General features: G+C 52.4%; 15 protein-coding genes. 6 read left to right on the top strand and 9 right to left on the bottom strand.

Annotation, left to right across the window (positions count from 1 at the left end):
- The first annotated feature begins 3 nt into the window (after nucleotides 1-3).
- Complete coding sequence (locus tag WW58_RS13800; RefSeq protein WP_441294086.1) at nucleotides 4-177, top strand: RHS repeat-associated core domain-containing protein; 174 nt, start codon at nucleotides 4-6, stop codon at nucleotides 175-177.
- Between the two features lie 50 nt (nucleotides 178-227).
- On the opposite strand, the gene ilvD is transcribed toward WW58_RS13800, so the two are convergent.
- Nucleotides 228-1,904: a dihydroxy-acid dehydratase gene (gene ilvD, locus WW58_RS10800; protein ID WP_046437609.1), complete on the bottom strand. Its 1,677-nt coding sequence runs from the start codon at nucleotides 1,902-1,904 to the stop codon at nucleotides 228-230.
- Between the two features lie 216 nt (nucleotides 1,905-2,120).
- On the opposite strand from ilvD, the gene WW58_RS10795 reads away from it, so the two are divergent.
- Both WW58_RS10795 and WW58_RS13575 read left to right on the top strand, forming a co-directional pair.
- The gene (locus WW58_RS10795; RefSeq protein WP_012420151.1) at nucleotides 2,121-2,825 is read left to right on the top strand and encodes a response regulator transcription factor; all 705 of its coding nucleotides are present in this window, start codon (nucleotides 2,121-2,123) and stop codon (nucleotides 2,823-2,825) included.
- A 12-nt stretch (nucleotides 2,826-2,837) separates the two neighbouring features.
- Nucleotides 2,838-4,115 (top strand): sensor histidine kinase, encoded by a 1,278-nt coding sequence (locus WW58_RS13575; protein WP_094140239.1) that lies wholly within the window; start codon nucleotides 2,838-2,840, stop codon nucleotides 4,113-4,115.
- 142 nt (nucleotides 4,116-4,257) lie between these two features.
- Here the strand turns inward: WW58_RS13575 and WW58_RS10785 are convergent, their stop codons facing one another.
- From WW58_RS10785 to WW58_RS10765, 6 genes are all read right to left on the bottom strand, one after another.
- On the bottom strand, nucleotides 4,258-5,835 hold the full coding sequence (locus tag WW58_RS10785; RefSeq protein WP_128153480.1) for a hypothetical protein: 1,578 nt from the start codon (nucleotides 5,833-5,835) through the stop codon (nucleotides 4,258-4,260).
- A gap of 391 nt (nucleotides 5,836-6,226) precedes the next feature.
- Entirely contained in the window at nucleotides 6,227-6,934 is a 708-nt protein-coding gene (locus WW58_RS10780) for a hypothetical protein (RefSeq protein ID WP_022197934.1), read from the bottom strand.
- A gap of 9 nt (nucleotides 6,935-6,943) precedes the next feature.
- Nucleotides 6,944-7,429, bottom strand: a complete 486-nt coding sequence (locus WW58_RS10775; RefSeq protein ID WP_046437607.1) for a hypothetical protein — start codon at nucleotides 7,427-7,429, stop codon at nucleotides 6,944-6,946.
- Between the two features lie 183 nt (nucleotides 7,430-7,612).
- Nucleotides 7,613-7,717, bottom strand: a complete 105-nt coding sequence (locus tag WW58_RS13570) for a hypothetical protein (protein ID WP_012420149.1) — start codon at nucleotides 7,715-7,717, stop codon at nucleotides 7,613-7,615.
- A gap of 42 nt (nucleotides 7,718-7,759) precedes the next feature.
- Nucleotides 7,760-8,635 (bottom strand): ATP phosphoribosyltransferase, encoded by an 876-nt coding sequence (gene hisG, locus WW58_RS10770; protein ID WP_022197933.1) that lies wholly within the window; start codon nucleotides 8,633-8,635, stop codon nucleotides 7,760-7,762.
- Nucleotides 8,636-8,700: 65 nt separating this feature from the next.
- Nucleotides 8,701-9,984: an aminopeptidase P N-terminal domain-containing protein gene (locus WW58_RS10765; protein ID WP_046437604.1), complete on the bottom strand. Its 1,284-nt coding sequence runs from the start codon at nucleotides 9,982-9,984 to the stop codon at nucleotides 8,701-8,703.
- Nucleotides 9,985-10,355: 371 nt separating this feature from the next.
- Between WW58_RS10765 and WW58_RS10760 the strand changes: the two genes are divergently transcribed.
- Entirely contained in the window at nucleotides 10,356-11,015 is a 660-nt protein-coding gene (locus tag WW58_RS10760) for a DUF3313 family protein (protein ID WP_022197931.1), read from the top strand.
- On the opposite strand, the gene lgt is transcribed toward WW58_RS10760, so the two are convergent.
- Nucleotides 11,012-12,070, bottom strand: coding sequence for a prolipoprotein diacylglyceryl transferase (lgt, locus tag WW58_RS10755; RefSeq protein WP_022197930.1), 1,059 nt, complete (start codon nucleotides 12,068-12,070; stop codon nucleotides 11,012-11,014). The genes WW58_RS10760 and lgt overlap by 4 nt on opposite strands.
- A gap of 11 nt (nucleotides 12,071-12,081) precedes the next feature.
- Nucleotides 12,082-13,161, bottom strand: a complete 1,080-nt coding sequence (locus tag WW58_RS10750; protein ID WP_046437600.1) for a M42 family metallopeptidase — start codon at nucleotides 13,159-13,161, stop codon at nucleotides 12,082-12,084.
- 193 nt (nucleotides 13,162-13,354) lie between these two features.
- On the opposite strand from WW58_RS10750, the gene WW58_RS10745 reads away from it, so the two are divergent.
- Both WW58_RS10745 and WW58_RS13565 read left to right on the top strand, forming a co-directional pair.
- A complete protein-coding gene (locus WW58_RS10745) occupies nucleotides 13,355-14,071 on the top strand; it encodes an Amuc_1102 family pilus-like protein (RefSeq protein ID WP_046437598.1) in 717 nt (238 codons plus the stop codon).
- 46 nt (nucleotides 14,072-14,117) lie between these two features.
- The coding region (locus WW58_RS13565) for a hypothetical protein (protein WP_288143453.1) at nucleotides 14,118-14,312 on the top strand (195 nt) is incomplete at its 3' end.

Here is a 14,312-nt window from a genome sequence, read left to right as displayed (position 1 = left end):
GCCCTGTACGAATACCGTCCGTACGGAGGGCTGGTCACGTCGGAAGGCAACATGGCGCAAGAGAACAAATTCCGCTTCTCGTGCGAATACATGGACGACGAGCTCGGCCTCATCTACTACAACTACCGTCATCTCAATCCGCGCGACGGCAGGTGGATCAGCCGCGATCCCCATTAAGGAGGAAGGCGGCTGAAATTTGGTTGGGATAAGTCGAATAATACGAGCTATTATTCCCCGCGCCGGAGGACAGCCCCCTTGCTGGCATTCGAGGCGAGCTGGCGGTAACGGCTCAGCCAGGAGGAGGAAACCTTGTTATAGGTAGGTTTCCAATCCGCACGGCGGCGTGCGATCTCCTCCTCGCTCAAACAGGCATTCAGCGTGCGGTCCGGAATGGAATACTCAATCATATCCCCGTTTCTCAGCAGGCCGATCAGGCCGCCTTCCGCCGCTTCCGGAGAAATATGGCCAATACAGGCTCCGTGCGTGGCTCCGGAAAAACGGCCGTCCGTAATAAGCGCCACTTCCGCGCCAAGGCCCTGCCCCATAATATAGGAAGTGGGAGCCAGCATTTCCTGCATGCCGGGGCCACCCTTGGGTCCTTCATTGCGTATGACAACCACATCGCCGGACTTCACCTTCCCGGCAAGGATGCCTTCGCAGGCCTCTTCCTGAGACTCGAAAATCACGGCGGGCCCGCGGAAACTCATCATATCCGGATGCACACCCGCCTTTTTCACCACAGCGCCCTCCTCGGCCAAATTGCCGAACAGAATCGCCAGGCCGCCATCACGGGAATAGGCATTTTCCAACGGATGAATCACAGTTTCATCCGCAATGCCGCATCCCTCCACTGTTTCACCCAGCGTTTTCCCGCTGACGGTCATGGCGTCCAGATGAAGGGCTCCGGGAATTCTGGCAATTTCATGAATGATGGCACTCACCCCGCCTGCACGCAAAACATCCTGCATGTGGAAGCGGGAGGAAGGAGCCACCTTGCAGATGTTGGGGGTTCGTCTGGAAATATCGTTGATGCGCTGGAGGTCATATTCCACGCCGGCTTCCCGGGCAATGGCCAGCGTATGGAGCACGGTATTGGAACTGCCGCCCATGGCCATATCAATTGTGAAAGCATTGTCGATGGCGTCACGGGTTACGATGTCTCGCGGCAGGGGGCCGTCCGCCTTCGCCATCTCCACGGCGCGGCGGGCAGTCTGCTTCCAGAACTCCTTTCGTTCCTCTGAAGTAGCCAGCAGGGAACCGTTGCCGGGAAGGGCCAGGCCGATCACCTCGCTCAGGCAATTCATGGAATTGGCCGTAAACATGCCGGAGCAGGAACCGGCGCCGGGGCAGGCGCGGCATTCCAGGGAATGAAGTTCCGCCTCATTAATCTTGCCTGCCTTAAAGCGGGCGACAGCCTCAAACACGCTGTTCAGGTCCAGCACCGTGCCGTCCTCCGCCATGCCGGCGGCCATCGGACCGCCGCTGCAGAAAATAGTGGGAATATTGCAGCGCAGGGCGCCCATAATCATGCCGGGAACAATCTTGTCGCAATTAGGGATGCAGATCATGGCATCAAACGCGTGGGCGCTCAGCATCGTCTCTACGCTGTCCGCGATCAGCTCACGGCTGGCCAGGGAAAACTTCATGCCGCCGTGGCCCATGGCAATGCCGTCACAAACGCCGGGAAGGTTGAATTCCACGGGAGTTCCTCCGGCCTTGCGTACCTCCTCCTTAATGAGGGCGGCCACCCTGTTCAGGTGGACATGGCCCGGAATCACTTCATTAAAAGAATTGCAAATAGCAATGAAAGGACGGCTTAAATCCTCATCCGTCATTCCGGTGGCACGCATCAAACTGCGGTGCGGCGCACGCTCGAACCCTGCTTTAACTCTATCGCTTCGCATAACAATACAACTGTTGCGGGGCAAGTGTATCACATGACGCAGGGAAGAGAAGTTGAATCTGGGCCAGCCTTGCAAAACGGAAACGCTTCCGTTACAGTATGTTTGCATAAGAAGAGGCTTTAACTGTCCGGAACCGCCTCCCGGGCGGGGAAATGTGAACGAATCGTCACATCTAATATCGGGACACCGCCCTTTCTTTCATCGTAAAAAACAGACATGGCAACCATTCTTATCGCTGAAGACGACCACGCCATTTCAGATCTTGTGGCTTATAATCTGGAACGTGCGGGCCATACGCCCCTGGCGGCCTATGACGGCCTGACCGCGCTGGAAGTGGCGCGCCGGGACAAGCCGGAACTGATCCTGCTGGACCAGATGATGCCGGGCATGGACGGACACGGCGTACTGAGAGAACTGCGCCGGGACAGCCGCACCCAGAACATTCCCGTCATCTTCCTGACAGCCAAGGCCCAGGCGGAAGACCGCATCCAGGGGTTGGAACTGGGAGCGGACGACTATGTGACCAAACCGTTCAGCCCCAAGGAACTTGTCCTGCGCGTGGCCAGCGTGCTGAAACGGTGTGAGCACACGCCGGGCAGCGTCATTGCGGAATACGGCCCCTTCACTTTTGACAAAAACGCCCTCAAATTCTATATCGACAAGGAGGAAGTAGATCTGACGGCCACGGAATTCAAGCTCATGATCCATATGGTTGAACGGGAAGGCCAGACCCTGAACCGCAACGACCTGCTCAGTTGCGTATGGGGGTACAGCCACCAGGCCCAGAGCCGTACGCTGGACACGCACATGAAGCGGCTGCGCCAGAAACTGGCTCCCTATGCGGACTGCATTGAAACCGTCCGCAGCATCGGCTACCGCTTTACCCTGCCGGGACGCCGCATCCCGGAGGAAAAGGCTTAACACTCCGGTTCCATGTCGGCCATCGACTACATCCTAACCATCCTTATTCTGGCCTCCCTGTACCTGAACTGGCATCTGGTCCAGGTATGCCGGTCCGCCATGAAAGCCCGGAAAAAAGCCTTGCGGGACGCTCAGCGCCTGCTGAAGCGCGGGGAAGAAGCGCAGGAACAGGCCATCGCGGACAAACGGCGCTTCCTGGAAGCTCTGGGAGAGGCCTTCCTGCTCATCGGTCCATCCGGACACATCGTGCTGGCTAATACGCTGGCCAAAGAACTCTTTCAGGAAGAAAAGCTGGAAGGGCGCAAAGTGGGGGCCCTGGTCTGCAACCAGGAATTGCTGGGGCATGTTCAGGAAGCATTCGATACGGACGGCCCCGTCACCAAGGAATTCACGCTGAGCGCCGCCAATTCCCCCGGCGGCGTGCAAAACGGCATCACGGCGTGGCATCTGGACAGCGCCATCACGGACGCCCCAATCAGAGAAAAGCGCATCCTGCTGCGCAACATCACGCAGAACTACCTCACCAACCAGATGCGCCGGGACTTCGTGGCAAACGCCTCCCACGAGCTGCGTACGCCCCTCACCATCATCGTGGGATATCTGGAAAACCTGATGGAGGACGATCTGGTGGAGGAAAGTCCCGGACTGGCCCGCAAATTCATCGGAGTCATGCACCAGAACAGCCAGAGGCTGATGAACATTATTGAAGACATGCTCATGATCTCCAAACTCGAATCAGGCCACAAGGCGATTCTGAAGGAGCAGTGGTTCCGCCTCACCTCCTGCGCGGACGACGTCTTCTCCCGTCTGGATTCCATCCGGGAGAAAAAACAGGCCGTCCTGCACATGGACATTCCCACGGATTGGGAACTTTATGGAGACCCCTTTTACTGGACGCAAATTCTGTTCAATTTGGTGGAAAACGCCCTCAAGCAAAACACGGAGCCGGGACTTTCCATTACTGTGGCCGCCGCCAAAACACAGGACGCCTGCGTCATCACCGTCACGGATACGGGCGTGGGCATTCCTGCGGAAAGCATCCCCTTCCTTTTCAACCGCTTTTACCGGGTGGAAACCCACCACTCCTCGGAAATCAGGGGAACGGGCCTGGGCCTTTCCATCGTGAAACGCGCCGTGGAAGCGCACGACGGCGCCATCACCGTCTCCAGCATCCCCCACCGGGAAACTGTTTTTACCATCACCATTCCCCTGAAAAGATTCCGGGAAGAAAAGAGGATACGGCAACTATCACAGGTATCGATTGAAACATCTGCTAACAAATCGACATAATGGAATATAACACTGAAACGCCTTTAAATAGAAGGTTTGCTTGTTGCGCAAATTTTCCTTTCTGGAAATCATTATTAAATACTTGAGCCGATTCTCCATCTTCTGTATTACAACAACATCCTTGATCTTCAGACAACCCTGTTCAATGTTCTTCCTGAGCCTCCGCATAACGGACAAGCGCCCTTTTGTCTTCTAAATGAGTGGCTACTTTCAGCCCTATTTCTGCCACCTTTTTGCGTACAGGCGCCTTGTCTGCCTCCTTCAACCATGCAGTCAAGCAAGCATCGGCCCGCGCAGACAGCTGTTTGTCTTTCCACAAGTCAAGTATCTGACCATAAAATCCGAGAAATTGAAGAGCCGTTTTTTCGTGGGTCAACAACGGGGGCAATGCCTTTTCCAAGACGGCACAGGTCTGAACTCTCACCTTCCGATCTACTTTATTCTGCTGGTAAAATTTCAGCCAGTTTTTGAAAAAGATTCTCTTGGTTTTCACTTCATAAGACAACTTTCCGGCCATGTCGGGAATATCCCTCCGGGCTAAAGCGCAAAAATTACGCATGTAGGCATCCACGGAATCCCACGATTCATTTTCAGCCAGCAATCCGGGATAAACGGCATAACCATTCGCTTTTTTCCAATCAAGCCCCAGTTCTTTTTTCAGAAAGTATTCCCACATGGTGGGATTTCCGGAGAAAGCTTCCTTGAACTGTTCTAGCAAAACCAGTTTTTCTTTCTCGGACCGCTTTGCATTTCTCTTCGTCAAAGCCTGCCACGCAGGATAATTGGAAGCATTCCGTTTCAACGCTTCTTTCAGTAATGTGCCCGCCTTCTGTGGATCGGCAGCCAGCAGGGATAAATAATAACAGAGATTGGATGCAGCGGCATTCTTCTTCCAAAAACGGGGAAGCTCTGTAATCGTGGAAACGGCTCCCTTCCAAGGCCCTCCAGAACCGCCCTCCGACCACACCCATCCATAAATGTTATTTCCTATCTTCCATTCTCCGTCTATCCCTTTCCACACAAAGGCGCAATGCCCTGGCTGGCCAATCGTATAGGAAGGAATTCCCTTCGCTTTCACAAAACCGGCTGCCCCTTTGGAAACGGCGCCGCACACGCCTCCATATTCCACGTAAATCTGTAAGGAAACCGGTTTGTGATCGTAAAACGCTCCACCCACATGCACACTGATTCCCTGTTTATTCTTCATCCGGTATGGAATCAATCCGCAACAGGCATACCCGGCGTTCCCCGCCTGGATCTTCTTTTTGTCGGCTAGATAATCCTGCGCCCAGGCAAGTTCCTCAATACTTTCCCGCCCCCGGAAAAGAATTCCGAATTCCCACGGCTCCAACGTAAGGAACTGCGGAAACAGTTTTTTCTCCATAAAAGACTTTTTGTAAAAATCATACCGCGCTTCGCATGCCTCCGGCTCCCGAGATGAAGAAACCAACGCCGCCCCCAATGCCATGTTAAGGCCAACCCCGGAAAGTTCCTTCCCTTCCTTCAGCCAAATGTTGCGCAGGACTGCCAGAGTATCCTTTCCCGAAGCCTTGGCAAATGACAACTTCTCAAACACTTCCGGATGATTCAACAGCCACAGAACATACTCCTTGTCCTTCAATTCATGAAGGATGTAAGTCCTATCCTTCCCCACCAACGCAAAGAAATGGGCCATATAGCAAGCCTGCGCCAGCTCCCGATCCTTCAACAGGGATTCCACGGAAAACGTTTTTTCCGCCTCCAACTTCTTTTGTACATATTGGCGACACAGTCCGGCAATACTCCGTACATCCCCTCCCTCCATCTGCCATGCCAGACGCTGATAGGATAAATTTTCAGCAGCAACCACTGATAAAAAATACAGAGAAAAGAACAGAAATTTAAACACAGAAACGTTAAAAATAACAATTATGCATCTCAATTTAAAATATGGAACATTTAATTTATTATATTCTATTTATAATTAATCAGTTAATTTATATTTTAATAAATATTCTATAGGCAAAAAACTTCTAAAATTTACTCATTAATCCTATCTCATATACACAAAAATAAAAATCAAGCATTGGCGCAACAAATACTTCTCTAAAATAATTTCTTACTATTAAAATTCATTTTTGCACACTAATCATACCAGGAGCGATTTCTTTCAAATTAATCTCATGGGTCTTTCTGTATTCATTAATATGAGCCGATACATCAAACATCAAAACTCTAGTATCATCCTCTTTTTCCAACCGGACTCGATCAATAAACTTTTTCCCAAATACCCATGTTGCTCTTGAAATTACTTGATAACCAGGAAAATTTTTCTCCAAATAATTCTTCTGTGCTTCCAAAACTTCCTTCTCAGTTTTAGCATCTTTCAATTCAATGGGAAAATCATAAGAACTTCCTGGTTCCTTATCTTCTTTTACACGTTCTTTTTGTTTCCGGAGATCTCTAGAAATTTTAATAATTTCTTTTTTATGAAGCTCGTTAAATTTCTTTCGATAATCCGTAATATCAAAACACACTTCTATTACATTTCCCTGTTCGTTTTTTAAATACACAGTTTCAATGATTGATTTCTTACTGGAAAGATCCACTTCCCTGTCACCTATATTATAACCAGGATAATTTGTTTCCACATAATTTTCAATCCAGCTATCCAGTTCTCCACGGTTTTTTACACCTTCTACAACGACAGGGGAAGAAGAGTCATTCTTTTCCAAATTGACTTTGCTATCCCTAGGAACTTTATTCATCATATCCTTTTCATGTGCATAAAGAAACCCTGTAGAAAGTAAAATGAGGTTTATTAATATAATTTTTTTCATAATATTTTATCAATGATGTTTTTCACATTCTTCTTTAAGTTCCTTTTCAAATTTCTTAAGAAGATCTCTTTTTGCTGTAGACACGGCACTTTGAGCACTTTTTTTCCCTTCAATATTCGGATCAAAAAAATCCTTCATCCCATCAGCTAAATGTGTTTTCATCCCCGTTTTCCATGGAGTTTTAAATTTATGATTATGAACAAATCTGTAGGCATACCATAGATGAACATGATAAGTATGTTTCATGGAGGCCCCTACTAGATGATCCATATCCACTATCCCTGTTTCTGCGCCTAGAGCTTCAGTAAGAATAGATTCCACCATATCACCCAATGCCTCCTCAACAATGTCAGGCGGAGTAGGAGGCTCTTTACCCCAAGGAGTAAAGAAGGCAAGATATCTTCTTTCTACACGGCATCTTGGCTGATCAGCAGCCAAGACATTTCCCTGAAAAAACAGTAATATAGAGATTATCAAAATAAACACACGCCTCATAACTTACTTCCTAATCTATTGAAAAAAAAGAAAACATCAATATCTATTTCAACATGAAATCAAATTAATATTTTTTGGCTCATTCAAATACATAAAAAACGGCGTCCTTCCGTGATAAGGAGGACGCCGGAATTTTCCGGAAATCGGACAGACTGCCAGTTTGAGCAGCGAAGCGCACAAACCTTAGGACTTGTAACGCAAACGCTTCTTGTGACGGTTCTGACGCATGCGCTTGCTGCGCTTATGCTTGTTGATTTTTGCTTTACGGCGTTTTTTGAGCGATCCCATGATTGTGGTTCGTTTGTTGTTTTACTGTGGTGAGAAAAAAATCTAGTAAACCAGCTTGTTAAGCGGGTATTCAATGATGCCTTCCGCTCCCAGGGCCTTGAGCTGGGGAATGATATCCCTCACAACGGATTCGTCAATGACCGTTTCCACGGCCAGCCAGCCTTCTTCCGCCAAATGGGAAATAGTGGGACGGCGCAGAGACGGAAGGGCCTCTACCAGGCCGTTCAGGGAAGCAGCAGGAAGGTTCATTTTCAGGCCCACTTTCCGGCGCGCTTCCAGAGCGCCCTTGAGCATCATGACCAGGCGTTCCAGCTTCTGTTTCTTCCACTCGTCCTGCATGGTTTCCCGGTTCGCGATAAACTGGGGATAGGAGGTCATCAGGGTGTCCACGATGCGGAGCTTGTTGGCCTTGATGGAGCTTCCCGTTTCCGTGATGTCCACGATGGCGTCCACCAGTTCCGGCACCTTCACTTCCGTAGCTCCCCAGGAGAATTCCACGTGGGCTTCAATACCCTTTTCCTGAAGCCAGCGTTCCGTGATGCCCACGCCTTCCGTGGCGATGCGCTTGCCCTGAAGGTCTTCCGCACAGGTAATGGGGGAATTTTCCGGGACTACCAGCACCCAGCGGGTAGGCTTGGAGGTAGCCTTGGAGTATTGAAGATCCGTCAGCACTTCCACGTCCGCCCTGTTTTCATAAATCCAGTCGCGCCCGGTAATGCCGCAGTCGATGAAACCGTCATTGACATAACGGCCTATTTCCTGGGCACGGATCAGGAAGAGCTCCAGATCGTCGTCGTCGCAGGCCGGGCGGTATCCGCGGCTGGACACATAAACATTGTAGCCGGCCTTGCGGAACAATTCCACGGTGGAATCCTGCAAACTGCCTTTGGGAAGAGCTATTTTGAGTTTCTTCGACATGATGGGACGGGAATGAAAACCCACCCGGGCCTCATTGTCAAGTTTAGAACCGAATCCGGCCCATTTTACCGGGCCATGAGCCGTTCAATGTCATCAGGCAGCAGAGGCACGTCTCCCAGTAGGTCGATATTTTCTGTTTCCCCGATCAGGACATCGTTTTCCAAACGGATGCCTATGCCTTCTTCCGCAATATAGATGCCCGGTTCCACGGTGAAAACCATACCCGGCAACACAACGGGGTTGGCTTCGCCTACATCGTGCACATCCAGCCCCAGGAAGTGGGAACACCCGTGCATGTAATATTTCCGGACAATGGGAGGATCGGACGGTTTTTCCGCCACCTGTGCGGGTGTGATGAGCCCCAGCTTGACGAGTTCCCCGGCGGCAAAAACGCGCACCAGGCGTTCGTACTCCGATTTCAGGATTCCGGGTTTCAGAATCTTTTTGGCGTAGGTCATCATATTCAGCACGCTTTCATACACAGCGCGCTGGCGGGGGGTGAATTTTCCGTTCACGGGAACGGTGCGGGTCATGTCGGAGTTGTAATTCCCGTATTCCGTGCCTATATCCATAAGCACCAGATCGCCGTCTTCGCACCGTTTGTCGTTTTGGATATAATGCAGCACGCAGGTATCCTTTCCGGAAGCGATGATGGGCAGGAAGGAGAATTTGCGCGGACCGCGGCTGATGAATTCGTTGGCCAGGAATCCCTCAATCTGCCATTCGCCCACCCCCGGCCTGATGAATCGGAGCAATTCCCGGAAGCCTTCATTGGTGATGTCGCAGGCTTTTTTGAGAGCCTTGATTTCTTCCGGCTTTTTGATTTGCCGCATATCCGCCATGATTTCATAGACATTCTTCAAAACAGCGTCCGGGAATTTTTCCTTCAGCTCCTTGGTCATGCGGGCATTGCGCGTTTCCACCGGGCATGTGCATCGCGGATGCTGGTTGGCTTCCACAAAGACCATGGATGCGGACGGCACCAGGACCTCCAGCAACGCATCATATTCATCGGTCCAGCGCACGTCCTGGATGCCGCTCAGCTCTCTCGCCTGTTCCTGCGAGAGCCGGGCACCTTCCCAGATGGCAATCTGTTCATTTGTCTCACGCAACAGCAGAATCTCATCCCAGCCGCCCTCCCGGATGGTCATGACCAGGACGGTTTCTTCCTGGTCAACTCCCGTAAGATAAAAGAGGTTGGCATTCTGATGCAGGGCAAAAGTGCCGTCCGCATTCGTAGGAAATACGTCGTTGGCGTGCAGAATCAGCATACTGCCGGCAGGCAGGCGGGAAGCAAGTTCTTCACGGTTGCCGGCAAAAAAGGAAGAAGGAAGCGGCTCGTATCTCATATCAACAGCATGCCCCGCTTTTCCGGCTTGTCAATCATGCATCCGGACACGGGGCAACCTTGCGCGTCTCCTTGTCGTCCGGAGTTCTTCTGACCGTGCCGTTTCCCCGCTCCGGCCTATTCTTATGCGATTGTCCATTTCCTGCCGTCCCGCTACCCGTCCGTTCATCATGCATACCGTTGAAGGAAGCACGGAACCGCCCCGGAATTTCCGGAGACACCCCCTCCGGAAAAAACTCCCGGAGCCAATCGGGTCATGACTCGAACACCACCCGGGCGGATGCCGTCTTATCCTGCATGCACGGCGCTATTCCACGGCTATTCCTGGCGCTGGGAACAGGTTTGGTTTTTTCCTGTTCCAGTTCCCGGACAATGCCCGTTTCCTCTTTGATTACCCATCCCCTTCACACGGACTCCAGGCAGAGTTGTTTTGGAGGCGTCTGGTATAATCCCTCGGAACAGGCCGTCTGGAATTCCCCAAGGCTAAAAGTATATGTAGCCCCCGTCAATATTGACTACATCAAAGCCAGATTCCCCAAGGAATCCCCGGCGCTGGCGGCACAATTCAGGGCCGGGCTGCAAAAAGACATCCGCAACGTGCTGGAAAACAAATCCAAACAGACAGGCGGGAGGATGAAATGGCAGTTGGTTGACCGCCCCGTTCCGGGATCCGTAACTCTCCGCCTCGCCATAGTCAAGCTGAAGCCTACGGACGTGGGCGGCAACATCATGTCCGATCTTGTTTCCCTGGTCTCCCCCCTTCCGGGAACCTCCCTGATCCTGGGGCGCTTCATGAGCGGGGACGTAGGCATTGAGGGACGCCTGTCAAATACGAATACGGACGCCGGCATCATGGAATTCAAAGCTTACAACACGGACCCCATCACCCTGTTTTCCGTCAAGGAATTTGAACGTTTTGCCTTCGACCAACGGAATTTGCGGCTTTTTTCCAGCTGCATTGCAGATATTTTCAAAGCTGGTCCCGCCAGCAGTATTCCCAAAACAGGGGAATTTGACCTGGACCCGTTTTAAACGGCCTTTCCGGACGATTCTTTCCCGTCTTTCTTTTCAGGTTCATAGAAAGCGCATTCCTGAACCGTCTGCCTGGTCTTGAAGGCATATACAAAAAAAGCGGCGCCCACCAGCACGAGGAAAACGGAGAGGAACTGCCCGCGGGTCAATCCCATGGAGAAGGGGGAATCCGGCTCCCGGTACTCTTCGCAAATAATTCTGCCCGCAGCATAAAGAACGGCAAAAATACCGCAGAACAAACCGTTCCACGCACGAGGAAACCTTACCCGTACAAACCACAGCACGGCAAAGAGAAGCACACCTTCCGCAAACGCTTCATACAGCTGGGAGGGGTAGCGTGCATGATCCTGCATCATCTGCCCCACGATTTCCCTGATGGCGGGTGTATCCCTCACCCGGTCGGTCACCCAGGCGGCAGTCATTCGTTCCGGCACAGCTATGCCGGAAAGGGACAGTTTGTCCAGCAATCCGGGCGTTTCATAAATACGGGAGGCCACCCGCACGAACAAGTCCGGATCCTGGGAAAGCTCCGCCGGAAAAATCATTCCCTGGGAAGAGCCGGGCGGGACAATGCGCCCATACAGTTCCCCGTTGATAAAATTGGCCATGCGCCCGAAAAACAGCCCAACGGGAGCTACAATGGCCAGGCCGTCCAGAAGCGCCACCCACTTGACGCGGTGCTTCCACGCATAATAAAATGTGTACAGCCCCACTCCAATCATTCCCCCGTGGCTGGCCATGCCCCCTTCCCACACCCTCAGTACCATGAGCGGATCCGCCAGAAACTGGGACCAGCCGTGATTGGGAATCTGGTAAAAGAGCACATATCCCAGCCTTCCACCGATCAGAACACCAAAAATAGCCACATAAGTAACAAAATCCGCCATTCTGTCCTGAGGGACAGGATACAGCTTCCGGCGGGAAAGCCAGGAAAGCAGATAATACCCGCCGATGAAGCCCATTAAATAGGCCAGGCCATACCAGCGCAGGGCAATTGAGTCCGTTATCTGCCAGATGACAGGGTCCAGATCATGTACGTAAACGGTCGGATTCATGAGCGTTTCTTTCAGGGCAGGTAATGGGTAAGGGCTTCCACGGCCTCCTGGTCCAGGGAACGGGCCAGAGCCACCGTCAATTCCACCGCGGCGCGGTAGTCCCGCAGATCCAGCACGCCGTTATGGGCATGAATGTACCGGGTGGGAATTCCCAGCACAATAGTGGGAACTCCCTTTCCGGAGAGATGCAGGGCTGCCGCGTCCGTTCCGCCGGAACGGCGCACCGTCAACTGGAATGGGATGCCCGCATCCAAAGCCGTTTTTTCGGCCAGGGCGGCCAGCCGGGGATTGGTGATGGCCGTGGGGTCAAACAGCCTGATTTGCACGCCTCCACCCAAGGCCCCTTGGGAATCCGTCACGGCAAACCCGGGGGTGTCGTCTGCCGGCGGCCCTTCCAGAACAATCACGCAATCCGGTTGCATGGCGACGCCGGCCGTCCTGGCGCCCCGCGTGCCTACCTCCTCCTGAACCGTCGCGGCGGCAATCAGGGTGTTGGGATGCCCTTCCCGGCATAATTTCTTGAATGCCTCTATCATCACAGAAAGACCGGCGCGGTTGTCAAAGGCTTTCCCCATGACCCGGAACGGATTTTCCAACGGGGAGAATTTCACGTCCGGCACCACGGGATCCCCCAGGTGAATACCGAATTCATTCTTCACCTGTTCCGCGCTTTCAGCGCCCACGTCCACAAACAGGGCTTCCATGCTCATGACGCTGTTGCGCTGGCCTTCCGGCAGAAAATGGGGAGGCTTGGAACCAATCACACCCCGGATGCCGCGGCCCGAGCGGGTTTTTACCAGGACACGCTGGCTTAACAGGGTATGTGGCCACCAGCCGCCTATCCCCACCAACTGAAGGAAACCGTTCGACGCTATATTCTGCACCAGGAAACCTATTTCATCCATGTGGGCGGCCAGCATCACGCGGGGGCCGGCCCCGACGCCGGTGCAAAACAGGCTGCCGGAACCATCGGAAGAAAATTCTCCATATCCTTCAAGTTCCTGAGCCACCAGGCTTCGCACTTCATCCTCATGCCCCGAAATACCGTGGGCCTCTGAAAACTTTTTCAGCAGATCAGTATCAATCGCCATGGGCCGAGCATGTGGAAACACCTCTGCCAGGTCAAGCCCGCAGCCATGCCGCATGTTTTTTTCTTGACCGCCCGGGTAGAACCGCCGGACGGAGCCGTGTCATGCCCACACTCGCTACATGGAAAGAAACAAGAGATTTTTGCTAGCCACAGTTCGGTTTTTGGTGTAACTAATCAGGGAATCGAATTGTGCTATGAAATCCATCCTTAACACTATCACGGCCATGCTGGCTGCGGTGCTTTTCGTCCCTGCGGCATCGGCGCAGACCACCAGCAATCCCAGAATGCAGGTGCGGGTCTCCCTGGAAAAGCTGTCCCTGTATATGCGCCAGTCCCCCAACGTCCTGACGCAGGACGATCCCCGGCCGCTGCCGAAACCGAAGAAATGGGCGGATTTTGAAATTCCCTTCAAGGTGGAAGCCGCTCCCACCCCCAAATCCGGCTATATTGATGCCCTGACGTTCAAATTTTACATCGCGGTAGTTAATCCGGACCGCGCCCGCCAGTACCTGAAACTGTATAAGGAGGTCAAATACGTCAATGTTCCGGTGGGAGAAAACACGTACGCTTCCGTGTATCTCTCCCCGTCCTCCGTCAAGCGCATTACCGGTGTGGAAGGAGGAAGAGGAAAATGGGTGAAGTACCAGGGCGTAGTGGTGGAATACAACGGCAAGATTGTCGCCACTTATTCCTCCGAACGCGGCAAGATGGAAAAATGGTGGACCATCCAGTCCCCCAGTATCGTGGAGACCTCTTATTACCCCCTGCTGAACAAGGATGAAACGCCTTTCTCCGTGTTCTGGTACGACCGTTATCCGGAAATTATGAGGCCCAACAGCCAGCAGGCGGCTTCCGGTTCCGTCCCCGCCCCGTTCGGTACTCCTGTGATCCCCCCGGCGGACGGCGAATAACGTTCCATTAATGCTATCATTTCATCTTATTTAACAGAAATCACCCATGGCTAATTCACGACCAATCGTCGCATTAAACGTAGGTTCCCAGAGAGTTTCAATGGGCGTCTTTTCCAAGACTTCCAAAGACGCCCTTATCCTGGACCGCTATGCTACGCGCCTCGTAGTGCTGGACCCGTCAGCAGAAGGCTTGCGCCTGACGAAAATAGGGGAAGCCATCGCCGACCTCGTCCAGGAACTC

Source organism: Akkermansia sp. UNK.MGS-1 (assembly GCF_000980515.1).
GTDB classification, from domain to species: domain Bacteria; phylum Verrucomicrobiota; class Verrucomicrobiia; order Verrucomicrobiales; family Akkermansiaceae; genus Akkermansia; species Akkermansia muciniphila.
Note: the sequence above shows the minus strand (reverse complement) of the source record. Positions and strands in the feature narration are given on the sequence as shown.

What these genes read in the sequence shown, in the direction of transcription:
- ilvD (WP_046437609.1), bottom strand. Translation starts at nt 1,904, where the DNA reads ATGCGAAGCGATAGAGTTAAAGCAGGGTTCGAGCGTGCGCCGCACCGC.
- WW58_RS10795 (WP_012420151.1), top strand. Translation starts at nt 2,121, where the DNA reads ATGGCAACCATTCTTATCGCTGAAGACGACCACGCCATTTCAGATCTT.
- WW58_RS13575 (WP_094140239.1), top strand. Translation starts at nt 2,838, where the DNA reads ATGTCGGCCATCGACTACATCCTAACCATCCTTATTCTGGCCTCCCTG.
- WW58_RS10780 (WP_022197934.1), bottom strand. Translation starts at nt 6,934, where the DNA reads ATGAAAAAAATTATATTAATAAACCTCATTTTACTTTCTACAGGGTTT.
- WW58_RS10775 (WP_046437607.1), bottom strand. Translation starts at nt 7,429, where the DNA reads ATGAGGCGTGTGTTTATTTTGATAATCTCTATATTACTGTTTTTTCAG.
- WW58_RS13570 (WP_012420149.1), bottom strand. Translation starts at nt 7,717, where the DNA reads ATGGGATCGCTCAAAAAACGCCGTAAAGCAAAAATCAACAAGCATAAG.
- hisG (WP_022197933.1), bottom strand. Translation starts at nt 8,635, where the DNA reads ATGTCGAAGAAACTCAAAATAGCTCTTCCCAAAGGCAGTTTGCAGGAT.
- WW58_RS10765 (WP_046437604.1), bottom strand. Translation starts at nt 9,984, where the DNA reads ATGAGATACGAGCCGCTTCCTTCTTCCTTTTTTGCCGGCAACCGTGAA.
- WW58_RS10760 (WP_022197931.1), top strand. Translation starts at nt 10,356, where the DNA reads ATGCCCGTTTCCTCTTTGATTACCCATCCCCTTCACACGGACTCCAGG.
- lgt (WP_022197930.1), bottom strand. Translation starts at nt 12,070, where the DNA reads ATGAATCCGACCGTTTACGTACATGATCTGGACCCTGTCATCTGGCAG.
- WW58_RS10750 (WP_046437600.1), bottom strand. Translation starts at nt 13,161, where the DNA reads ATGGCGATTGATACTGATCTGCTGAAAAAGTTTTCAGAGGCCCACGGT.
- WW58_RS10745 (WP_046437598.1), top strand. Translation starts at nt 13,355, where the DNA reads ATGAAATCCATCCTTAACACTATCACGGCCATGCTGGCTGCGGTGCTT.